Below are 23,415 nucleotides of genomic sequence, written 5' to 3' on the forward strand. Positions count from 1 at the left end.
GTGCGGGTGACGGCCATGCCGCCGGTGCCGGGTAGCACGCGCGGCACACTCACCACGATGTGGACCAGGCTCTCCCCGTCCAGCGACTCGTACACGTGCGGCCGGTCGCCCGGGTACCGGACGAAGTCGCCGGCCGTCAGCTCCACGGGGGCGTCGACAGGGCCGACCCGTACCCGGCCGCTGATCACGTACAGGTGCTCCAGAGTGCCCACCGGGTGCGGCTCGGACGGCCTGTCCGCGTCCGGCGAACGGCCCACGCGGACCAGGTAGTTCTCGATGACACCGGAGCCGTACACATGGTCCAGGGAACGGGACTCGTACCCGTCGTGCCGCTCCCAGACGACGTCGTCACCCCGCTGCACGGTCATCACCTGTTCCCGCTCGGACACCAGCCGGGTGACCGGCACGCCGAGCGCGCCGGCGATGGAGAACAGCGTGTCGACGGTGGGATTCCCCGTCCCCAACTCCAATTTGGACAGTGTCTGTTTGGCCAGGCCGGCCTGGCGGGCCAGTTCCGCCAGAGACAGGCCTCGCTGCTCTCTGAGGCCGCGCACATTGCGCGCCACCACGCTGTTTGCCGAGGACACGGCACCACTGTAAGGGAGAGGGCAATAGCGCACGCAGGGAAGTCGACTCCGGCTCGTTCGGCGGACGCCGAGGTCCGTAGCGCGCTCCACGCCCAGCGGGCGGTGCCTCGAACGCGCGGTACGCCGGAACCGGCAATGGCTCCTTGACGCCGTGTCCAATTGGCTCTGGTGACCCGGCCGCCCCCCGCCTACCTTGTTGAAGTGTCAAGCGACCCGCCGGAGACTTCCGGCCGGTCCCCCCCCCCGCAGATGGCTTTTTCCCTCCCCGCCTCCCCCCAGCCGAAGAACTCGGACCGCAGCCAGGGATTGGAAGCCCACCCCTCATGCAAACGGAAATCCACGCGTCGAGCTTCTCCGTCTGGCACCCCTGCGCGGGTCTTGTCGCCGAGGAGAATGCCGAAAGTCTCGTCGTCGCCGATTCATGGCTCCTGGCCGACGGGAAGGCCCGCGCGTACGAAATGCACTGGGCGCGGTTCACCCGGGCCGTCGCAGAATTCGGCGTCGAGCCCGGGACGGTCCGCCCCTTCCGTGCCGAGGTCACCGAGACACTGCCACGGACCGGTACCTGGTTTCCCCGCGTCGAACTCCTGGCCGGAACACAGCCCAGACTCGCCTTGCGGGTCCGGCCGGCGCCTCCCTTGCGGGAAAGGGCGAGCGTCAGGGTGGCGGACGGACCCGACCCCCGCACCCGGCCCGACCTCAAGGGCCCCGACTTCCCCCTCCTCGAACCGCTCCGCCGACGTGCCCAGGAGCAGGGCGCGGACGAGGCCGTACTGCTGGACGAACACGGCAGGGCCGTCGAGGGCGCCTTCAGCAGTCTTCTGTGGTGGCAGGACGACGTGTTGTGCACACCTGCCGAGGACGGCCGGATCCTCCCGGGCGTGACCCGGCGCCTGCTGCTCGACCGGGCCGAGCGGCTCGGCGTCACGGTCCGCCACACCCGGGCCACACCGGCCGAACTCGCCGGGCGGGAGGTGTGGATCACCAGCGCCCTGCACGGCATCCGGGTGGTCACCGACTGGGGGCCCGGGCTCCCCGTGCCCCCGGCGCCGACCCGCGTCGACGAGTGGCGCGCCCACCTGACGGACCGCCTCGCACCCCTGCCCCGCCACTGACCACCCGCCACAGGCCGTCGGGCCCCCGGCCCGCACGTCCCCGCAACTCCCTCACCCAAGGAGAGGTCGAACATGAAACTCCGTTCCCTGCAACGACACCTGGCCTCTGTCCGGCGCATGCACCTCGGCCCGTCGCAGCGCGGTCTGCGGGCCCGGCTGGAACTGGTGGCCGAGAAGTCCCTGGGGGTCGGCACCTTCCTCTGGCACACGCTCGACCGCGCGGAGGACCTGGACGCGCCGCTGCTGCACCACCTGCCGCGCGGCGGAGGCGAGAAGGACGTCCGCGTCTTCACCCTGGGGGACCTGCGGGACGCGACCGAGCGCTACGCCCGCTGGTACCACGCGGCGGGCGTGGCGCGCGGAGACCGGGTCGGCATCCAGTCCGAGGACGGCATCGCCAACTTCGTTCACTTCCTGGCCGTGAACAGCCTCGGCGCCATCCCCGCGCCGGTGAACCCGAACATGGCGCCCGACACCGCCGCACGCTACCTGGCCCGTCTGGAGCCGCGTGTCGTCGTCGCCGACTCCGGCCGGCTCACCGCCCTTCTGGAGGCCGCCGAATCACCGGGGGCCCTCGGTCTCACCGTCACACAGGAGGAGATCGACGCGGCGGGGCCCGCGGGCCCGCTGCCCACGGGTTACCCGTACCGGCACGGCGACCGGGACCCCGTGCTCATCGCCCACTCCTCCGGTACCACCGGCATGCCGAAGGCGCCGGTCCTCGGCCACCGCCAGTTCTTCACCGGCAAGCGTCCCCGTATCCTCACCATGCCGTCCGGCCTCCAGGACAAGAACCTGCTGACGTTCCCCCCGTCGCACGGATCCGGCCTCAGCTACATGATGATGGCCACCCTCACCGGCGTACCCACCCTGGTCATGGAGGACCAGCGCGGACCCGCCGTCGCCGAGGCCATGCGCTGGTGGAAGCCGACCGTGGTCATCGGGTTCCCCATCACCTTCGGTGAGTTGGCGACCCTGGGACTGGAGCCGTCGGCGGCCGCCCATGTGACGACCTGGCTGGCCACGGCGGACGCCTCGCACGAGGCGCACATCCGCGAGCTGGTCCGCCTCGGCCGGCACCGCGAGGGAGGCAAATGGCGGCAGGGCTCGCGGTACATCGACGGACTCGCCTCGACCGAGGTCGGCATGGCCGTCTTCCAGAACATCCACGGCCCGGACACCGAGGCCTATCAGCGCTGCGTCGGCTACCCCGAGCCGGTCGTGGAGGAGGCGACCGTCTTCGACGAGCACGGAAAGCGGCTCGGCCCGCACGAGATCGGCTACATCGGGGTCAAGTCACCGACGGAGACACTGGGTTACTGGGCCGACGCCGACCTGACCCACCGCTCCAAGAACGACGGCTTCTGGCTCACCGGCGACATCGGCTACTACGACGAGAAGGGCCGCTTCTACCAGTACGACCGCGCCACCGACGTCATCCAGACCGTCAACGGGCCTGTCCACAGCCTGCCGACCGAGGAGATCATCCTCAAGGCGTGCCGCCGGGCGGTGGACTGCACGGTGGTCGGCGCGGTCAGCCCCGCCGACCCGGAACTGTTCGAACCGATCGGCGTGATCCGGATGCAGGAGAACTGCGCCGACACCGCGGAACACCTGCTGTCGCAGATCAACGCGGCACTGCGCAAGGCCGGCATGCACCAGCTGTCCGCACTCGTCGTCTGCAAGGGCGAGAACGACATCCCGCTCGGTGTCACCGGCAAGGTCCTCAAGCGTGAGGTCCGCAGCGCCTACGCCAAGATCCTGGTCTCCGACGACGATCCGCGCCTCGACGTGGCCCGTGTCCGCTCGGTGAGCGGCGCGTTGGGCCAGCTGCCGCCCGCCGGTCCGCAGTCCGGCGCGGCCGCCTGACCTTCCTCCCCGGGCGGGGCCACGCCGTCTCCGTACGCCGCCGTAGGAGCTGCCTCCGTACGCCTCCCCGGTGGCCCCGCCCGCGTCCGCACCGCGTACCACGTACCAGAAGGGAAACCGGCCAGTGATCAGCGTCGCGCCCGGCACCGTGGCCGTCTACGCGGACCTCGCCTGCCCGTGGGCCCATGTGGCGGTCCACCGGCTGTGGCAGACCCGAGCCGAACTCGGCCTCACCGACGTGGTGCGGTTCGACCACCGCGCCGTTCTGCTGGAGATCATCAACCGAGGCACGCTGCCCAAGCCCGTCATCGACGCCGAGATCCCGGTCACCGCGAAGATGGAACCCGACGCGGGATGGCGTTCCTGGGACGAGCCGGACTGGCGCTGGCCTGTCAGCCGCCTGCTCGCCGCCGAGGCGGTCCAGGCGGCCAAGGCGCAGGGCCTGGCGGCGAGCGAGGCCCTCGACCGGGCCCTGCGCCGCGCCTTCTTCGCCGACAACGCGTGCATCACGATGCGCCACGTGATCCTCGAGGCCGCCGAGTCCAGCGCCGAGGTGGACGCGAACGCCCTGCGCGAGGCCCTCGACCACGGGCGTGCCCGGGCCGCGGTCCTCGCCCACGTCGACGACTTCACCTCCGGCCAGGTCGTCACCAGCCCGCACCTGTTCACCGCGGACGGCGGCGCCTGGGCGAACCCCGGCGTCGACTTCCACTGGGCCGGGCGCCCCGGTGCCAGTCCCGTCGTCCTCGACGAGGACGACCCCACGGTGTACCGCCGGATCCTGACCCGCGCGGCTCAGCAGCCCCGCCCCTGACCCGCCCAGGCCTGAAGGACACGCATGAGTTCCACGCTGGAGCCGACCACCACGACCGGGTCCGCCCACGACTCGGGGCGCGGGCGACGGATCGCGCACTGGGACCCGGAGGACGAGGAGTTCTGGCGGAACGGCGGAAAGCGCGTCGCCACCAGGAACCTGGTGTTCTCCGTCCTCGCCGAGCACATCGGGTTCTGCGTCTGGAGCCTGTGGTCGGTGATGGTCCTGTTCATGGGACCGGAATACGGACTGTCCGCCGCGGACAAGTTCCTGCTGGTCTCCGTACCGACCCTGACCGGCGCCGCGCTGCGCGTTCCCTACAGTCTCGCGGTCAGCTGGTTCGGCGGGCGGAACTGGACCGTCATCAGCGCGCTGCTGCTGCTGATCCCCACCGCCCTCGCGGCCGTGGTCATGCGACCGGGGACGTCACTGGGCACCTTCGTCCTCGTCGCCGCCGTGGCGGGGGTCGGCGGCGGAAACTTCGCCTCGTCGATGACCAACATCAACGCGTTCTTCCCGCAGCGCCACAAAGGATGGGCGCTCGGTGTGAACGCGGGCGGCGGGAACGTCGGTGTCGCCGTCATGCAGGTGCTCGGTCTGGCCGTGCTGGGCACGGCCGGCGCGAGCCACCCCCGGCTGATGTTGTGGGTGCTGTGCGCGGCGATCGTCGTCGCCGCGGTCTGCGCCGCCCTGTTCATGGACAATCTGCCCGGCACCCGCAACGACACCGACGCACTGCGGGCGGCCGTCAAGGACGTCCACTGCTGGTTGCTCTGTCTCCTCTACCTGGGCACGTTCGGCTCGTTCATCGGGTACGGCTTCGCCTTCGGGCTGGTCCTCCAGCACCAGTTCGGGCGCACGCCCCTGCAGGCGGCGGGGCTGACGTTCCTCGGGCCCCTGCTCGGGTCACTGACCCGGCCGGTGGGCGGGTGGCTGGCCGACCGGTTCGGCGGCGCGCGGGTCACCTGCGCCGTCTTCGCCTCGCTGACCATCGCCACCGCGGTCGCCGTATGGGCGTCCCACGTGCACTCGCTGCCGCTCTTCACGGCCGCTTTCATCACCCTGCTCGGACTGGCCGGCGCGGGCAACGGATCGACGTACAAGCTGATCCCGGTGGTCTTCCGGGACCGGGCCGCCCGAGAGCCGGGTGGCGGGGACGCCGGCCCGGATCCCGTGCGGGCACGACGGCTCGTGGGAGCGGTGATCGGGGTCACCGGAGCGGCCGGCGCGCTCGGCGGGGTCGGTATCAACCTCGCCTTCCGCTTCTCCTTCGCCGAGTGGGCGAGCGGAGTGCCCGCCTTCATCGGGTTCCTGCTCTTCTACGTGGTCTGCCTCGCCGTCACCCGGACCGTCTACGTGCGCGGCGGCCCCCCTGGCGGCCCATGAGCGAGTCCCAGCCCCCACCCGGACGGCCCGTGAGCGACGGCCCGGTCCGGGCACCCCGGCGGCACGTGAGTGACGACCGCCGACTCCACGTCGTGCGATGCAAGGAGAGACCATGACCCTGCTCATAGATCCGGTGCTCGATCTCCCCACGGGCCGGGTCCCCGACCCGGAGGAGTTCATCGCCGCCGCCATGCGCTGGCACTTCAGCCCGGAGACGGGGTCGCCGTACTGGCTCGAAAGGGCCAGGACCCTGGACTTCGACCCCCGGCGGGACGTCCGCACCTTCGCCGATCTCCGGCTCTTCCCGAACGTGGTCAACGAGTTGCGGAACGTCCCGGTCCGCGATCTCGTCCCGCGCGGCTACGGCGCGTCCCCCCACATCGTCGGCGTGTACGAGAGCGGCGGCACGACCGGCGCCCCCAAGCGGGTGCCGCTGCTGGCCGATTGGGCGGACCGCTTCGTGACCTGGTGCACCGGCCACATGGACGAGCGCGGTCACCCGCGCGACGCACACTGGCTGGCCGTGATCCCCACCGGGCCGCACATCTGGGGCGAGATGGTCGCCCGGCAGGCCCGGCACCGCGGCGGCTTCGTCTCCTACGTCGACCTGGACCCCCGCTGGGTGAAGAAGTGCCTGGCCGAGGGCCGGACCGAGGAGGCCGAGCGCTACGCCGCCCATGTGATCGCACAGGCGGAGTTCGTCCTGGACAACCAGGACATCGGCGTCCTCGTGACCACGCCGCCGCTGCTGGAGCGCCTCGCCCGCAGTGAACGGCTGGTCGAACTGGTCAACGACAAGGTGCGGGCCATCATCTGGGGCGGCGCCCACATGGACCCCGACACCCGGGACCTGCTGCGCACGGAGGTCTTCCCCGGTGTGCAGCTGTTCGGCCAGTACGGCAGCACCATGATCCTCGGCGGGATGGTCGAGCGGGAGGGCATCGACGACGCGTGCGTCTTCGACCCGTTCACTCCCTACGTCACCTTCTCCGTGATCGACCCCGAGTCGGGCAAGGAGGTCGCCCACGGCGAGCGCGGCCAGGTCGTCATGAACTTCGTCAGCAAGAGCGGCCTGCTGCCCAACAACCTCGAACGGGACCTCGCCACGAGGATCGCCCCCCTGCCCGGCCAGGTCGGCGACTCCGTGGCCGACGTCAGCCCGGTTCCCTCCTTCGACAACGAGGCCGTCATCGAGGGGGTGTACTGATGGAGGCCGGCCGTGGCGGGCCGATCCCGCTCGACGCCCTCGGGCCGCGCGGCTCCCACCGGACCCGCAACCGCCTGACCGTGCCGGACGTCACCGGAAGCCCGGTGGCCGAACTCAGCCTGGTGCCCAGGCTGTTCGTGCAGCGCAGCCTGGCCGCCCTGCGCAAGGCGCCACCGCCGGACGCGGACGAGCTGTCGGCCGTTCTCGCCCGGGCGGGGGAGGCGTTCGCCACCGGCACGGTCGGCGGTGTGTCCGCGGCCGCGTACCGGCATCGGGTGAGCCGGGTCACGGGCCTGCCCATGTCCGTGGTGCGCAAGGCGACCGAGCACATCGCGCACTGTGCCCGCGAGGTGTTCCACACGGTGGAGTGTGCCCGCCCCCGCGGCACCGTCAGCCACTGGCAGGACCCGCTGACCCGGCGTGGCGGCGGCATCTGGACCCGGCGCGGCGACGTCTTCGCGGTGCACGCGGCGGGCAACCACCCCGGGGTGCACGCGCTCTGGCTGGAGGCCCTGGCCCTGGGATACCGGACGGCCGTACGGCCCTCCAGCCGCGAACCCTTCACCCCGCAACGGCTGGTGACGGCACTGCGGGAGGCCGGCGTCGGCGACGACCGGCTGGTGCTGCTGCCCACCGACCACACGGTGGCCGACGACATCATCAGCGGCGCGGACCTGTCGCTCGTCTACGGCGGCGACCCGGTCGTGACCAAGTACCGCTCCGACCCGACGGTGCTCACCCAGGGCCCCGGACGCTCCAAGATCCTGCTCTGCGCCGGTCAGGACCCGGCCGCGGCGCTCGACACCATCGTGGCCTCGGTGAGCGAGGAGGCCGGGACCGCGTGCGTCAACACCACCGCCGTCCTCGTGGACGGCGACCCCGCGCCGGTGGCCGAGGCCCTGGCCGAACGCCTCGCGGCCCTGCCGAGCCTGCCGCCGGAAGACGACAAGGCCGTCCTCCCCGTCCACCCCGTGGCCGGGGCGCGGGCCCTGGAGAAGCATCTGCTGGAGCACACCGGCGGTGGCACCGTACGGCTCGGCGGCGACGGGATCGTCGAGGAACTCGGCGACGGCAGTGCCGTCCTGCGGCCCGCGGTGATCCAACTGGACCGGCCCGACGCCCCACAGGCCGGCATGGAGCTCCCGTTTCCCTGTGTGTGGGTGGCGCCGTGGGCACCCGCCGACGGCATCGCCCCCCTGATGAACTCGCTCGTCCTGACGGTGTTCGGCGGCGACGAGGCTCTGATCGAGCGGTTGATCGCCGAACCGAGCATCAGGAACATCCACCTCGGCGACCGCCCGACGCACTGGATGGCACCCGGCGTTCCCCACGACGGCCATCTCGCCGAGTTCCTCATGCGCAGCAAAGGCATCGTCAGATCGGCGACGGCCGGACCGTGGAGGGAAGGATGAGGGAAGAGTGACCCGCCTGCTGCACATCGCCGCCTCCCCGAAAGGCGCGGATTCAGATTCCCGGGCGATCGCGGAGACATTGGTCGAGGCGTATCGCGACGCCCACGAGGACGGGATCGCCGACACGTTCGACCTGTGGAAGGAGCCGTTGCCCGCCTTCGACGCGGCCGCCGTAGCGGCCCAGAAGGCGGTGCTCGCCGGGAAGCCGCTGGAGGGGGCCGCGCACGCGGCGTGGCAGGCGGTGCGCGGCACCTTCGAGCGGTTCGACAGCTACGACAGATATGTGTTCAGCGTGCCGATGTGGAATTCCGGAATTCCCTATGTGTTGAAACACTTCATCGATGTGGTCAGCCAGTCGGGGATGCTTTTCCGGCTCGATCGGACATCGGGTTACACCGGGCTGCTGCAGGGAAAGAAAGCAGTGGCGATCTACACGAGTGGCGTCTACGCGCCAGAAATGCCTGAGGGCTTCGGCTCCGACTTCCAGTCGGCGACCTTCAACGACTGGCTGCGCTGGGCAGGCATCACCGAGATCGACGAAATTTCCGTCAGGGCACTGCGGTTCGCCGCGGACCCGGATACCTTGCGCCGCGAGGCACACGCCCGGGCGCGGGAACTCGGCAAGACGTTCTGATCCGTCGGGAGAGAACATTCCCCCGTCCCGGTAAATCGGCTCTCTTCAGTGCCGAAGTCATCCTCGAATTGGCTCTGTTCCCCGCCGAACGACATGAATTACCGTGGCCGGAACGACCTCGTTTTTCCATGAAGAACCTTCGCTGTGGCGGCCCGTCAGGACAACCGTGCGCCGTGCGCCGAAGTGTTTCGCCTCAATTCGGTGGAGGAATAGCCGCATGTTACTTTCCCCCTCGCTCCGGCGAGCTCGCCCGGTCGACGACCCGGCCTGGCACCCGGCCTCCTGGCGTGGACGGCCGATCCAGCAGCAGCCGCCGTGGCCGGACCCTGACGAGGCGGCGGCGGTCTCCGACCGCCTGGCCGTCATGTCGGCCCTGACCACCCCGCACGACATACGCAACGTACTCGCGGCCATGGTCCGGGTACAGGCCGGTGAGGCGTTCCTGCTGCAGGGCGGGGACTGCGCGGAGCCCTTCGGGCCGGAGGCCGTCGCCGGGGTCCGGGCCAAGCACCGGGCGCTGGGCGGCCTCGCCGAGCGCGTCAGCAACCGCCTGGACCTGCCGGTGGTCACCGTCGGCCGGATCGCCGGACAGTTCGCCAAGCCGCGCTCGCGGCCGGTGGAGACGGTGGACGGTCAGGAGCTGCCGGCGTTCCGGGGACTGATGGTCAACGCCCCCGGTCCGAGCACGTCCGACCGCACGCCCGACCCGCACCGCATGCTGTGCGGCTACTACACGGCGAAGGCGGTGCTGCACGAACTCGCCTCGCTGGCCCATTCCACCGCTCAGACCCTCGGCCCCCAGGTGTGGGACGCGCGGGCGGCCCGCGAGCTGCCGCACGTCCCGGGCCGGGCGTACGAGCACGACGGCTCACTGCGCTCGATCGTCCCGGGCTATGGGCAGACCCGCTGGTCCGAGGGGCCGGGATGGCGGCACACCGGGCTGTGGACCAGCCACGAGGCGCTGCTCCTGGACTACGAGGAGCCACTGACCCGACGGGACCCCCTCACGGGAGAATGGTTTCTGCTCTCCACTCACCTGCCGTGGATCGGGGACCGGACGCGCCAGGTCGACGGCGCCCACGTGGCGTTCCTCGCGGGCATCTCCAACCCGGTCGCCTGCAAGATCGGCCCGGCCGCCGAACCCGACGACATCGTCCGGCTCTGCGAGCGACTCGACCCCTTCCGCAGGCCCGGCCGGCTCACCCTGGTCTGCCGCATGGGCGCGAGCCAGGTCCGGGAACGCCTGCCCGCGCTGGTCTCCGCCGTACGCCGTGCCGGGCACCCCGTGATCTGGGTGTGCGACCCGATGCACGGCAACACGACCACCACCGCCACCGGCCTCAAGACCCGTCACCTCAAGACCGTGGTCGACGAGGTCACCGGCTTCTTCGAGGTGCTGCGCGGGCTGGGGGAGTGGCCCGGGGGCGTCCATCTCGAGATGGCGGGCGGCGATGTGACCGAGTGCCTCGACGGCTCCCGCCTGACCGACGAGGCCCACCTCACCGAGGCCTACCACACCCTGTGCGACCCCCGGCTCAACGACGAACAGGCGCTGACGCTGGCCGACATGGTCGCCAAGCTGGCCGGCTGAGGCCGCCAGGGCGAGTCCGCCTCACCACGCGGCCCTTCACCGCCGCGCACCCCCTTTCCGGACCCCGCCGGGTCCTTCCGCGCCGCTTCCCCGAGGAGAGCGACGATGCGAACCCTGCTCATCGACAACTACGACTCCTACACCTACAACCTCTTCCAGCTCGTCGCGCAGGTCAACGGCACCGAACCCGTCGTCCTCGCCAACGACGCGCCGGAGTGCGACGGCATCGACCTCACCGACTTCGACAACGTGGTGATCTCCCCGGGCCCGGGCAACCCGACGCGCGCCAAGGACTTCGGCGTCTGCGAACGGATCATCGCCTCGGCACCGCTGCCCGTCCTGGGCGTCTGCCTGGGCCACCAGGGCATCGGCGCGGGCGAGGGCGCGGAGGTCGTCCGGGCCCCGGAGGCCCGGCACGGTCACCTGACCGCCGTACGACACGACGGAGAGGGTCTCTTCAAGGGCATCCCCCAAAGCTTCACCGCCGTCCGCTACCACTCTCTGTGCCTGCGCGAGCCGCTGCCGCCCGCGCTGGCGGCCGTCGCGTGGGCGGAGGACGGGGTGCTGATGGGCATCCGACACCGTGAACGGCCCGTGTGGGGCGTGCAGTTCCACCCCGAGTCGGTCGCGACGGAGTTCGGGCACGAGCTGCTGGCCAACTTCCGGGACCTCACGGAGCAGTTCCACACCGCTCACCGCCGCTCACCGGCCCGCGCCCCGGCCGTGCGCCTCCCCCGGCCCGCCGCCCCGCGCCCCGCACCGTCCACGGCGCCCGGCCCCACGCTCGCGCAGCCCTCCCCGCCCGCCGGAGCCCGTCCCGCGCCCCCACACGCCGGCGAAGGAAGCGGACACAGCGGGCGGCCTGCCCAGAGCGGGCAGCCGCACGCCCCACGGCGCTCCTACCGGCTGCGCACACGGATCATCGACTCCGCGGTGAACACCGAGGCCGCCTTCAACCGGCTGTTCGCCTCCTCCTCGCACGCCTTCTGGCTCGACAGCTCCCTGGTCGACCCCCGGCTGTCCCGCTTCTCCTTCCTCGGTGACGCCTCGGGGCCCCTGTCCGAGGTCGTCCGCTACCGCGTCGGCGAGGGCACGGTCGAAGTGACCGAGGCCGGGCGCCCGCCACGGAGGATCGACGGCGACGTCTTCGAACACCTGCAGTCCGTGCTGCACAGCCGCCGGGTCGACGACCCAGGGCTGCCCCTCGACTTCACCTGCGGCTACGTCGGGTATTTCGGCTACGAACTGAAGGCCGACTGCGGCTCCACCGCCAAACACACCGCGCCGACCCCCGACGCGTACTGGATCTTCGCCGACCGGATGATCGCGGTCGACCACCAGCAGGGCGTCACGTACCTGCTCTGCCTCACCGACGGCGCCCTGCGCTCCGACACGGAGGCGACCCGCTGGCTGGAGCAGACGGCGTCGACACTCGCCGCGCTGCCCCGGCCCCGGCCGACACTCGTTCCCGAACGCGTCGCCGTGGACGCCACCCGGCTCGAACCGGCGCTGGTCCGCGACCGGGAGCGGTACCTCGCCGACATCGAGGAGTGCAAGCGGCAACTGCTCGCCGGGGAGAGCTACGAGATCTGCCTGACCAACGCCGTCCAGCTGCCCCGCCCCGCCGACGGGCTGCGCTTCTACCAGGCGATGCGCCGCTACAACCCGGCCCCCTACTCGGCGTACCTGCGTCTGGGCGAGGTCGAGATCGCCTCGTCCTCACCGGAGCGCTTCCTGAGGGTGACCCGCGACGGCACGGTCGAGAGCAAGCCGATCAAGGGGACCGCGCCGCGCGGCGCCACCGAGGAGGAGGACGCCCGCCTGCGCCGGGAACTCACGACCAGCGCCAAGACCCGCGCCGAGAACCTCATGATCGTGGACCTGCTGCGCAACGACCTCGGCCGGGTCTGCGAGGTCGGCAGCGTCACGGTCCCCCGGCTGATGAAGACGGAGACCTACGCCACCGTGCACCAGCTCGTGTCCACGATCCGTGGCAGGCTGCGCGCCGACGTGGACGCCATCGACTGCGTCCGGGCCTGTTTCCCCGGCGGATCCATGACCGGCGCACCGAAGCTCCGCACGCTGGACATCATCGACGCGCTCGAGACCCAGGCCCGCGGCGTGTACTCCGGCACCATCGGCTTCCTCGCCTGCAACGGCACCGCGGACCTCAACATCGTGATCCGCACCGCCGTCATGACGGGCGACCAGCTGCACGTGGGCGCGGGGGGCGCCATCGTCCTCGATTCGGACGCCGTCGAGGAGTACGACGAGATGCTGCTCAAGGCGACGGCACCGCTCCGGGCCCTGCTGGCGGGCGCCCTCGACACGGACACCGCGGCACCCCGTGGCGCGCAGCAGGCCCGGGCGGCCGGAACAGCCGCGCTGGACGACCGATGACCGAGCCGACGGGCACCCCCACGCACTGCCCCTACTGCTCGCTCCAGTGCGGGATGGTCCTGCGACCCACCGACGACCGCACGCACCACGCGGGACCTCCCGCACCCAGCACGCCGGCCACTCCGCTCTCCGTCGAGGAGTGGCCCGGCTTCCCCGTCAACCGGGGCGCCCTCTGCGGAAAGGGCCGCAGCGCCGCCGACCTGCTGAACCCGGCCGTACGGCTCACCGCTCCGCTGGTCCGCGACCGGCCCGGCGCGCCCCTGCGCCCCACGACCTGGAACGAGGCGCTGGACCGGGTCGTGTCCGGGGTCCGCCGGATCCGTGACGGGCACGGCGCCGAAGCCGTCGGCGTGTTCGGCGGCGGCGGGCTGACCAACGAGAAGGCGTACCTGCTGGGCAAGTTCGCCAGGGTCGCCCTGAGAACACCGTCGATCGACTACAACGGCCGGTTCTGCATGTCCTCGGCCGCCACCGCCTCGAACCGGGCCTTCGGCCTGGACCGGGGACTGCCGTTCCCGCTGGCCGACATCGCCGCGACGGACTGCGTGCTGCTCGTCGGCAGCAACCTCGCGGACACCATGCCGCCCGCGCTGCGGTACCTGACCGAGCTGACCGGGCGCGGCGGACGGCTGATCGTGGTGGACCCGCGCCGCACCCGTACGGCGGCGCAGGCCCATCTGCACCTCCAGCCCCTGCCCGGAAGCGACCTGGCCCTGGCGCTCGGCATGCTCCACCTCGCCATCGACGGGGGCCTGGTGGACTCGGAGTTCGTGGCACGGCGCACGACCGGCTTCGAGGCCGTGCGCACGATCGCCATGGACTACTGGCCGACCCGTGTGGAACGGCTGACCGGTGTGCCCGTGCACCAACTCCGCCGAGCGGTACAGACGCTGGCCGCCGCACCCGCCGCCATGGTGCTCACCGCCCGGGGCAGCGAACAGCACAGCAAGGGCACCGACACCGTGCACGGCTGGATCAACCTGTGCCTGGCCCTGGGCAAGGCCGGGCGCCCCCGCAGCGGCTACGGGTGCCTCACCGGCCAGGGCAACGGCCAGGGAGGCCGCGAACACGGCCAGAAGGCCGACCAGTTGCCCGGCTACCGCAGCCTGACCGACCCCACGGCGCGCGAGCACGTGGCGCGCGTGTGGGGGATCGAGCCGGCCGACCTGCCCGGTCCGGGCCGGTCGGCGTACGAACTGCTCGACAGCGCCGGAACGCCCGGCGGCGTACGGGCGTTGCTGGTCTTCGGCTCCAACCCGGTCGTGTCCGCGCCCCGGGCCGCCCATGTCGAGGAGCGGCTGCGGGCGCTGGAACTGCTGGTCGTGAGCGACGTCGTGCTATCGGAGACGGCCGCGCTCGCCGACGTCGTCCTGCCGTCGGCCCAGTGGGCGGAGGAGACGGGCACGCTGACCAACCTGGAGGGCAGGGTGGTGCTGCGCCGCAAGGCCGTCGACCCGCCGCCCCAGGTGCGCACCGATCTGCAGATCCTCTCCGCGCTGGCCGACCGGCTGGGCGTCCCCCACGGGTTCCCCGCCGAACCCCGAGCCGTCTTCGAGGAGTTGCGGCGCGCCTCCGCCGGCGGCCCGGCCGACTACTCGGGTATCAGCTACGACCGGATCACCGGCGAAGGAGGAGTGTTCTGGCCGTGCCCCGGCGAGGAGCACCCGGGCACGCCCCGGCTCTTCCTGGACTCCTTCGCGACCCCGGACGGCCGCGCCCGCATGGTGGCCGTGGACTACCGTCCGGTCGCCGAACCTCCCGACGAGCGGTATCCGCTGTACCTGGTGACCGGGCGGGTGCTGTCCCACTACCAGAGCGGAGCACAGACCCGACGGGTGCCCGCCCTGCGGGCCGCCGAGCCCGGGCCGTTCGTCGAGCTCCATCCGCATCTCGCCGACCGGCTCGGCGTGGCCGAGGGCGACCAGGTGGCCGTGGTCAGCCGCCGGGGCCGTGCCGTCGCCCCGGCCCGGCTCAGTACCGCGATCCGCTCGGACGTGGTGTTCATGCCGTTCCACTGGGCCGGGCCCGGGCGGGCCAACACGGTCACCAACCCGGCGCTCGACCCGCTCTCCGGCATGCCCGAGTTCAAGGTGTGCGCCGTACGCCTGGAACCGGTGACCGCCCCCGTCCCGAACCCCGCCCGCAAGGGCGTTCGGCACATCGTCGCGCACGGGGAAGCGGCCCCGCACACCGCCGCCCCCGTGACCTCACGGACCTGACCCAGGAGGTAACCCATGGGAAGGAGCGTCGGCCGCCGAGTGGTCGTGGTGGGCCAGGGCATGGCGGGCGCCCGCTTCGTCCGCCGACTGGCGGCCTGGGCCCCGGACGTCCGGATCACCGTCTACGACACCGAGGCCCGCCCCGGCTACAACCGCCTGCTGCTCACCGGCGTCCTGGCGGGCCGTCACCGGCCCGAGGACATCTCACCGCCCCAGGTGCCGGGCATCGACGTCCACGCCGGAGTCCACCTCGTCGCGGTGAACCGGAACACCCGTACCGTCATCGCCTCCGACGGGACCGCGCAGCCGTACGACACGCTGGTGCTGGCGACCGGCAGCCGCCCCACCCACCCCTGGCGGCTGGGGCGAGCGGGGGACGGACGGGCGCTGCACACCCTGACCGACTGCCTGCGGCTGCGCGAGGACACCAGGAAGGGGCGCACGTCGGTCGTCGTCGGCGGGGGCCTGCTCGGGGTCGAGACCGCCCTCACCCTGGCGGGACGCGGCCAGGACGTGACCCTCGTCCACCGCGGCCGGCATCTGATGGACCGCCGCCTCGACGCCGCGGCCGGCGCCATGCTCCGCGCGGTGCTCCGCGACTGCGGGATCACCGTCCGGACAGGCGTGTCGGCCTGCGCTCCACTTCACGGGCCGGGGGCCACCGGCGTGTTGCTCGACGACTCCACGGTGGTGTCCGCCGACACGACGGTGATCGCCTGCGGTGTCACCCCGCGCGTCGGCCTCGCCCGTGCCGCCGGACTCGCGGTGAACAAGGGCCTGATCGTCGACGCCGCGCTGCGCAGCGTCACCGACCCGTCCGTCCACGCCATCGGCGCCTGCGCCGAGCACCGCGGGGTCGTCCACGACACGGCGCTGCCCGCCTGGGAGCAGGCCGACGTCCTGGCCGCGCGCCTGTCCGGCCGCGATCGTGGCGCGACCTACCGCGGCACCCGGGTCCTCACCCGTCTCACCGCGGCGCCGGTCGACCTGGCGGTGTTCGGAGTGACCAGGGCCGACGAACCCACCACGCGAGGGCCGTCGGCGCCTGCCCGACCGGACACCGACGTGGTGTGCCTGTCGGACGCCGTACGCCGGATCTACAAGAAGGTCGTCACCCGGGGCAACCGGGTCGTGGGCGGCATCCTTCTCGGCGACCTGTCCACGGTCGACGTGGTCCGCCGCGCCTACGAGGAGGCCGTACCCCTGCCGCAGGACCGCGTCCACCTGGTCTCGGCCGTCGGAGCGGCATCGTGAACGAGCGTCTGGTGCTGGTCGGTTACGGGATGACGGGCCACCGGCTGCTCACGGCGTTGCGAGCCGCGAGCGGGCCGCACGGCAGACAGGTCACGGTCCTCGCCGAGGAGACCCGGCCCGCCTACGACCGGATCCGGCTCTCCGAGTGCCTGCGCGGCACCCGGCCGGAGAGACTCCTGCTCGACGACGTCACACCCGGCGGTGACGGCGCCGGTGTCCGCGTTCACCTCGGCGACCCGGTCGTGGCCGTCGACCGCGCAGGGCGCATGGTCACCACGGCGTCCGGTCGTACGTTCGGCTATGACGTCCTCGTCCTGGCCACCGGATCCCGGCCCTTCGTGCCCGAGGTGCCCGGGGCGGACGCGGAGGGGTGCTTCGGTTACCGGACCGTCGACGACGCGGCCGCCATCCGCGACCGGGCCTCCCGTGCGGGCACCGCGGCCGTGGTCGGCGGGGGACTGCTGGGGCTGGAGGCCGCCGGAGCGCTGCGCGCACTGGTTCCGGACACCCACATTGTGGAGTTCGCACCCTGGCTGATGCACCGCCAGCTCGACGAGCAGGGCGGCCGCACCCTGCGCCGTCACATCGAGGACCTCGGTGTGACGGTGCACACCGGTACCCGCGTCACGCACGTCACCACCGACGAGCACGGCCGGGCGTCCGGACTGCGGCTCGCGACGCCGGACGGGGATCCGCTCCCCGGCGTCGACGCCGACCTCGTCGTCTTCGCCGCCGGAGTACGGCCACGCGACGAACTCGCCAGTGCCTGCGGGCTCCTCGTGGGCCCCGGTGGCGGCATCGTCGTCGACGAGTCGTGCCGCACCAGCGATCCCCGTGTCCACGCCATCGGCGAGTGCGCGCTCACCCCGGACGGCCGGGTGCACGCCCTCGCCGCCCCAGGCTTCGCGATGGCCGATGTCGTCGCCGACGGGCTGCTCGGCACGGCAGCCGCCTTCACCGGGGCGGACACCTCGACCAGCCTGAAGCTGCTCGACGTGGCCGTGGCCAGCTTCGGGGACGCGCTCGGCGAGACCCCCGGCGCACACGAGGTGCGCTACCTGGACACCGCGGCCGGCGTGTACCGGAACCTGCGCGTCGGCGACGACGGCCGGCTGCTCGGCGGCGTCCTCGTCGGCGACTCGTCCGGCTACGCGGCCCTGCGCTCCCTGACGGACGCCGCCGTCCCCGGGGCCTCCTCGGCCCGGGACCTGGTCGTCCCGGGCCCGGCGGGAGCGGCGGTCGCCGGACGGATGCCGGACGACGCGACCGCCTGCTTCTGCCACCACGTGTCGGCCGGCACCGTGCGTCGCGCCGCCGCGGCGGACGGCCGACCGGACCTGGACGGGGTACGGCGGCGGACCCGCGCCGGGACCGGGTGCGGCAGTTGCGTGCCCGCCCTGGCGTCACTGATCGACGAACAGCTCACCGCGCATGACCACGGATGAGATCGGCGGCCTTCTCACCGATCATGATGGTGGCCGCGTTCGTGTTGCCGCGCACCAGGGTCGGCATCACGGAGGCGTCCACCACCCGCAGTCCTTCGACACCGAGGACCCGCAACCGGGGGTCGACCACACCCCCGATCGCACAGGTGCCGACAGGGTGGAACAGACTGTTCATGACCCGCCTGGCGAAACGCAGGACGTCCGCCTCGTTGTCGGACTCCGGCACGCTGAGCGGGGCCCGTCGGTGCGCCTTGAACGCCGGCTGTTCGGCCACCTCCAGCAGCATCCGCACACCCCGGACCGCCGTCTGCCGGTCCTCCTCCGTGGTGAGGTAGTTGTGCACGATCCTCGGCTCGCTGCCCGGCATCGTCGTGCGCAGCGACACCTTGCCGCGGCTGGTGGGGCGCAGCAACGTCGGGCCGAGCATGAAGGCGTGGTCGTACGGGGCCGTCAGCCCCTCGTCGAGGAACATGGCCGGACTCGCCGTCACCTGTACGTCGGGGGCGTCCAGATGAGGCAGGGTGCGCAGAAAACCCCCGGCCTCGCCGAGGTTGGAACTCATGGGTCCGTCCGCGGTGTCCCGCCACCGGGCGAGGTTCTCCGGGGTGAAGTCGGTCTCCTTGGTCCGGGTGTTGGAGAGATATACGAGCGGGATGTGCGGGTGGTCCTGGAGGTTCTCCCCGACGGGCAGGTCCGCCAGCGGGGTGATGCCCATCGGTTCCAGGTCGGCCGGGCGCCCGAGGCCGGAGAGCATGAGCAGCTTGGGCGAGTTGTACGACCCCGCGCACACCACGACCTCGCGCCGGGCGCGCAGCTGGACCACCGCACCACCGTGCGAGGCCTCCACCCCGACCGCGCGCGTGCCCTCGAAGAGCACCCGGTGCGCGAGCGTGTCCGTGAGGACGTGCAGGTTCGGTCGGTGCGCCGCCGGACGCAGATAGGCGTCGGCGGCGCTGCACCGCCTGCCGTCGCGGACGGTGACCTGGTACCAGCCGAACCCGTCCTGCTCCGGGCCGTTGAGATCGGCGTTGAACGGATGACCGGCTTGCAGGCCCGCCTCGATCAGATCCGACATGATCGGATGCGGCGCGGCGTTGTCGGTGACCCCGAGCGGGCCGCCCACCCCGTGCAGGGCGTCCGCTCCGCGTGTGTTGTCCTCCGCGCGCTTGAAGTACGGCAGCACGTCGTCCCAGCCCCAGCCCGTGGCACCGAGCGCGGCCCACTCGTCGAAGTCGAGCCGGTTGCCCCGTATGTAGATCATGGCGTTGACCGAGGAGCCGCCCCCCAGGGCCCGCCCCGCGGGCAGCACCCGGCGCAGCCCGTCGAGGCCCGGCTCCGGCTCGCTCAGATACGCCCAGTCGTAGACGGAACGCATCAGCCGTGGCCAGGCGCTCGGCAGCCGGATCTCCTCCGCGGTGTCGTCGGGGCCGGCCTCGATCAGCAGCACACTGGTGTGGGGATCCTCCGTGAGCCGGCCGGCCAGAACACAACCCGCCGATCCCGCACCGACGATGACGTAGTCGTACATGGACTCCTCCTGGAGATCGTTGATGTGAGGTCGCTCAGACCGCGATCCGGGTCGCCCGCGACACGGCGGCCGCGAGGTGCCGGGCGCCGAGGGCCGCCTGCGCCGGGGGAGTGGCGCCGTAGCCGAGGACCAGACCGGGGACGGGTGCGCCCGTCTCGGAGTAGTAGGAGGACAGCGGATAGACGGTGGTGCGGGACTCGTTGCAGAGCGCCGCCACCCGGCTGTCGTCCGTCCCCGTCGGCAGCCGCGCCACCAGATGCATGCCGGCGGACGCGCCGGTGAGGCTCACCAGCCCGCCGAGCCGGCCGCGCAGCGCCGCGACGCAGCCCTCACGCCGCTCGATGTAGGCCTGTCGCATCCGGCGGATGTGCCGGGCGAAGTGGTCGTCCCGGATGAAGTCGAGTACGGCTGCCTGTTCGAGCACCGGCAGCGCTCCGGTGGTGACGCGCTGGGCGGCTGTCACCGGGTCCACGAGGTCCGGTGGCACGACGGCGTACGCCATGCGGAGCGCCGGGAAGAGCGCCTTGCTCAGCGTGCCGACGTACACCACGTGGTCGGCCTCGTCCATCTGTTGCAGAGGCGGCGACGGAGTGTCCGACCAGAACTCGCCGTCGTAGTCGTCCTCGATCACCCAGCCGTTCACCCGCTCTGCCCAGTCCAACAACTGGCCGCGCCGGGAGCTCGACATACGCACACCCAGGGGGAACTGGTTGTTCGGCGTGACCACCGCCAGGCGGGCGCCCGGATGGCGCTTCTCACCGAGGGCGATGCAGAGCCCCTCGTGGTCGACCTCGACCGGACAGGGGGCGACGCCCGCGACCGACAGCGCGGTCCGGACGCCCGGGTATCCCGGGTCCTCGACGAGGGCCTGCTCGCCGGGTTCCAGCAGGATCCGGGCCAGCAGATTCGTCAGTGCCTGGGTGCTCGACGCGATCAGTACCTGCTCCGCCGTGCACTTGACGCCGCGTGCCAGGCCGAGATAGGCGGCCAGTTCCTTGCGGAGGGGCCAGTATCCGGCGGGGTCCTGATGGGTGAGCTCCGCGCTGCTCAGCCGCGCGGCGCGGCGGGAGAGGACTCGGCTCCACAGGCCCGTGGGAAACAGGTCCAGCGCGGGCACACCGAGCACGAAGGGCTGGGCCACGGGGGAGGCCGTCTGGTGACGGACGCCGTAGGCGCGCGCCGCCCGCAGCATGCCGTGGGTCGCCCGGGAGAGCCGAGGGACGGGGCGCGCCATGACGGGCGGCACCGGAAGGCGGGTCACCGTGCGCGGGCCGACGGCGGCGACCCGGTGGCTCCGCGCGGCCACCCGTGTGCCGGACCCCACCTGACTGTCGGCGAGACGTTCCGTCACGAGTTGCTCGTATGCGACGAGCACCGTGTTGCGGGAGACCTGGAGCTCCTGGGCGAGGGCCCGTGTCGCGGGGAGGCGGAGGCCCGGCTGGAGCTGCCCGCTCTCGATGCCGGCCCGGATCTGTACGTAGAGCTGCTGATAGAGCGGGACCGGAGACTCGCGGTCGAGAACGAATCCACCGAAGGGAAGAGACGTCGATTCTCTTGGCACGCGGACCTAACCTCCTGGATCGGATGGTTTGGGGGGAAGGGGCCTCGTACGGTCGACCTCCAGATGAGCAACTCTCTGTTGCCGTCCCGTCACGGTAAATTGCCGTGCCCGGGCGGACGAGGTGTCGTGCCGAGGGGCGGAACAGCCCGTTCCAGAGAGTGACTTGACGTGCACCCGAGCCTGCCGGGAACCGGCTGCGAACCGGCCCGCTGAGCGCGCCTGTGGGCTCCCCGTTCGGGTGGTTCGGACGACCGGTCCGCAGTTACCGCGGGTAATCGCTGCCCGCGCCTTGACGCGCCTACTTCGAACAGCTGAGATGTGGGCACTTTCGTTGGAAAGTGTTCTTTCCACCCGCTCGGAGAGCCGCATGCCGCACATCAACGCACGAAGCTGGACCCGCCGGATCACGGCCCAGTTCCTCACCCTCGGCCTCGCCGTCGTCGGTCTGGCTGTTGTGGGCGGCCAGGAGTCCCCGTCGGTCCTGCCGGTCGAGCCGGCCGCAGTCAGCACCGACCAGATCGACGTCACGCCGCCGCCGATGGGCTGGGCGTCCTGGAACACCTTCTTCAGCAGCATCGATCACAACGTGATCAAGCAGCAGGCCGATGCCCTGGTGTCTTCCGGGATGGCTGCGGCCGGCTACAAGTACGTCAACCTCGACGACGGCTGGTGGCAGGGGCAGCGCGACGCGAACGGCAACATCGCGGTCGACGAGACCCAGTGGCCCGGCGGTATGAAGGCGGTCGCCGACTACCTCCACAGCAAGGGCCTGAAGGCCGGTATCTACACGGATGCGGGCAACGACGGCTGCGGCTACTACTTCCCGACCACGAAGCCCGCGACGCCCGGCTCCGGTATGGAGGGCCACTACCAGCAGGACCTGGAGACCTTCCAGCGGTGGGGCTTCGACTACGTCAAGATCGACTGGTGCGGCGGCCGTGCGGAGAAGCTGAACCAGGAGACCCAGTACAAGCAGATCGCCGCCGCCAACGAGGCGGCCTCCGCTGTCACCGGCCGCAAGCTGGTGCTGTCCTTCTGCGAGTGGGGCACCGGTCTGCCGTGGAACTGGGCGCCGGGCCACGGCGACCTGTGGCGTACGAGCGACGACGTCCTCTTCTTCAGGGAGACGCCGGGGCTGACGAAGATGTACCGCAACTTCGACCAGGCACTGCAGCCCGCCGCCCAGCACACCGGCTACTACAACGACCCCGACATGCTGATGGTCGGCCTGAACGGTATGAGCGCCCAGCGCAACCGGCTGCACATGAGCCTGTGGTCCATCGCCGGCGGCCCGTTGCTGGCCGGCAACAACGTGGCCACGATGACCACCGAGACCCGTGACATCCTCACCAACCCCGAGGTCCTCGCCATCGACCAGGACCCGCGCGGCCTACAGGGCGTCAAGGTCGCCGAGGACACCCGCAACCTGCAGGTCTACGGCAAGGTGCTCTCCGGCAGCGGCAAGCGCGCGGTGATGCTGTTCAACCGCACGGGCTCCGCCGCGAACATCACCGTCCGCTGGGCCGACCTCGGACTGACCTCCGCGTCCGCCACCGTCCGCAACGCCTGGACCCGTGCCGACGCCGGCTCGTTCACCACCGGCTACACCACGTCCGTCCCCGCGAACGACGCGGTCCTGCTGACCGTCTCCGGTACGGAGGCCGCCGGTTCGACGTTCGAGGACACCACCACCGCCGCCACGCCCACGCTCACCGGTGTCACCGCCGGCTCCGCGGGCACCAAGCTCATCGACATCACCTACGCCAACGGCGGCACCACCGCGCGGAAGGCCACCGTCCAGGTGAACGGCCAGTACGCCTACCGCGCGGCCTTCCCACCGACCGGCTCGGCCACCACCTACCGCACCGTGTCCGTACTCGCCCACCTGGCCAAGGGCGCGAACACGGTGAAGTTCGCCGCCGTCTCCGGCAGCACCGCCCCGGACATCGACGCCATCCGCGTCCAGGGCATCCCCGGCACCGACGGCACCGCCCTCGCCGGCGGCGCCTCCAACCGCTGCGTGGACCTCGACAGGAACACCTACGTCAACGGCACCCAGGCCCAGCTCTGGGACTGCTCGGGGGGCCGCAACCAGACCTTCACGCAGACCTCGCGCGGCGAACTCGTCGTCTACGGCAACAAGTGCCTCGACGCCCTCAACAGCGGCACCACCAACGGCACCAAGGTCATCATCTGGGACTGCACCAACGCCACCAACCAGAAGTGGACCGTCAACCCCGGCGGCACCATCACCAACAACCTGTCAGGGCTCTGCCTGGACGCCTCGAACGGGGCGACGGCCAACGGCACGAAGCTGATCCTGTGGACGTGCAACGGCCAGAACAACCAGAAGTGGACCCTCAACTGACCCACCCCTGACCACCCGTCGCGAA

General features: G+C 71.6%; 16 protein-coding genes. 13 read left to right on the forward strand and 3 right to left on the reverse strand.

Annotated elements, in window-relative coordinates; genetic code table 11:
- A partial coding sequence (locus SMA5143A_RS40085; protein ID WP_258194018.1) for a helix-turn-helix domain-containing protein occupies nt 1-587 on the reverse strand: 587 nt, incomplete at its 3' end.
- 323 nt (nt 588-910) lie between these two features.
- Here SMA5143A_RS40085 and SMA5143A_RS40090 point away from each other — a divergent pair.
- The 12 genes from SMA5143A_RS40090 (at nt 911) to SMA5143A_RS40145 (ending at nt 17,933) form a co-directional block, all read left to right on the forward strand.
- Complete coding sequence (locus SMA5143A_RS40090) at nt 911-1,702, forward strand: aminotransferase class IV (RefSeq protein WP_107467728.1); 792 nt, start codon at nt 911-913, stop codon at nt 1,700-1,702.
- 72 nt (nt 1,703-1,774) lie between these two features.
- Nucleotides 1,775-3,571 (forward strand): class I adenylate-forming enzyme family protein, encoded by a 1,797-nt coding sequence (locus tag SMA5143A_RS40095; protein WP_107467729.1) that lies wholly within the window; start codon nt 1,775-1,777, stop codon nt 3,569-3,571.
- A 124-nt stretch (nt 3,572-3,695) separates the two neighbouring features.
- Nucleotides 3,696-4,385 carry a DsbA family oxidoreductase gene (locus SMA5143A_RS40100; protein WP_107467730.1) on the forward strand — a complete coding sequence of 230 codons (690 nt, stop codon included), beginning with the start codon at nt 3,696-3,698 and terminating at the stop codon, nt 4,383-4,385.
- Between the two features lie 24 nt (nt 4,386-4,409).
- Nucleotides 4,410-5,771 carry an MFS transporter gene (locus SMA5143A_RS40105; protein ID WP_107467731.1) on the forward strand — a complete coding sequence of 454 codons (1,362 nt, stop codon included), beginning with the start codon at nt 4,410-4,412 and terminating at the stop codon, nt 5,769-5,771.
- 112 nt (nt 5,772-5,883) lie between these two features.
- The gene (locus SMA5143A_RS40110) at nt 5,884-6,978 is read left to right on the forward strand and encodes an AMP-binding protein (protein ID WP_107467732.1); all 1,095 of its coding nucleotides are present in this window, start codon (nt 5,884-5,886) and stop codon (nt 6,976-6,978) included.
- On the forward strand, nt 6,978-8,390 hold the full coding sequence (locus SMA5143A_RS40115) for an aldehyde dehydrogenase family protein (RefSeq protein WP_107467733.1): 1,413 nt from the start codon (nt 6,978-6,980) through the stop codon (nt 8,388-8,390). Before SMA5143A_RS40110 ends, SMA5143A_RS40115 begins: the two co-directional genes overlap by 1 nt.
- Nucleotides 8,391-8,397: 7 nt before the next feature.
- Nucleotides 8,398-9,024, forward strand: coding sequence for an FMN-dependent NADH-azoreductase (locus SMA5143A_RS40120; protein WP_107467734.1), 627 nt, complete (start codon nt 8,398-8,400; stop codon nt 9,022-9,024).
- A gap of 217 nt (nt 9,025-9,241) precedes the next feature.
- Nucleotides 9,242-10,615 carry a 3-deoxy-7-phosphoheptulonate synthase class II gene (locus tag SMA5143A_RS40125; protein ID WP_107467735.1) on the forward strand — a complete coding sequence of 458 codons (1,374 nt, stop codon included), beginning with the start codon at nt 9,242-9,244 and terminating at the stop codon, nt 10,613-10,615.
- A gap of 105 nt (nt 10,616-10,720) precedes the next feature.
- Nucleotides 10,721-13,015 (forward strand): aminodeoxychorismate synthase component I, encoded by a 2,295-nt coding sequence (gene pabB / locus SMA5143A_RS40130; protein WP_107467736.1) that lies wholly within the window; start codon nt 10,721-10,723, stop codon nt 13,013-13,015.
- Entirely contained in the window at nt 13,012-15,234 is a 2,223-nt protein-coding gene (locus SMA5143A_RS40135) for a molybdopterin oxidoreductase family protein (protein ID WP_107467737.1), read from the forward strand. The genes pabB and SMA5143A_RS40135 overlap by 4 nt, the downstream gene beginning before the upstream one ends.
- A 15-nt stretch (nt 15,235-15,249) precedes the next feature.
- Nucleotides 15,250-16,488 (forward strand): NAD(P)/FAD-dependent oxidoreductase, encoded by a 1,239-nt coding sequence (locus tag SMA5143A_RS40140; RefSeq protein WP_107467738.1) that lies wholly within the window; start codon nt 15,250-15,252, stop codon nt 16,486-16,488.
- Nucleotides 16,485-17,933, forward strand: a complete 1,449-nt coding sequence (locus tag SMA5143A_RS40145; protein ID WP_107467739.1) for an FAD-dependent oxidoreductase — start codon at nt 16,485-16,487, stop codon at nt 17,931-17,933. The genes SMA5143A_RS40140 and SMA5143A_RS40145 overlap by 4 nt, the downstream gene beginning before the upstream one ends.
- Here the strand turns inward: SMA5143A_RS40145 and SMA5143A_RS40150 are convergent.
- Nucleotides 17,911-19,461, reverse strand: coding sequence for a GMC family oxidoreductase (locus tag SMA5143A_RS40150; protein ID WP_107467740.1), 1,551 nt, complete (start codon nt 19,459-19,461; stop codon nt 17,911-17,913). The two genes, SMA5143A_RS40145 and SMA5143A_RS40150, sit on opposite strands and share 23 nt — an antisense overlap.
- Nucleotides 19,462-19,495: 34 nt before the next feature.
- A complete protein-coding gene (pdxR, locus tag SMA5143A_RS40155; protein ID WP_107467741.1) occupies nt 19,496-21,022 on the reverse strand; it encodes a MocR-like pyridoxine biosynthesis transcription factor PdxR in 1,527 nt (508 codons plus the stop codon).
- A 367-nt stretch (nt 21,023-21,389) separates the two neighbouring features.
- Between pdxR and SMA5143A_RS40160 the strand changes: the two genes are divergently transcribed.
- Nucleotides 21,390-23,390: an RICIN domain-containing protein gene (locus SMA5143A_RS40160; protein WP_107467742.1), complete on the forward strand. Its 2,001-nt coding sequence runs from the start codon at nt 21,390-21,392 to the stop codon at nt 23,388-23,390.
- Nucleotides 23,391-23,415 lie beyond the last annotated feature (25 nt).

The organism is Streptomyces sp. MA5143a (assembly GCF_900290235.1).
Taxonomy (GTDB): domain Bacteria; phylum Actinomycetota; class Actinomycetes; order Streptomycetales; family Streptomycetaceae; genus Streptomyces.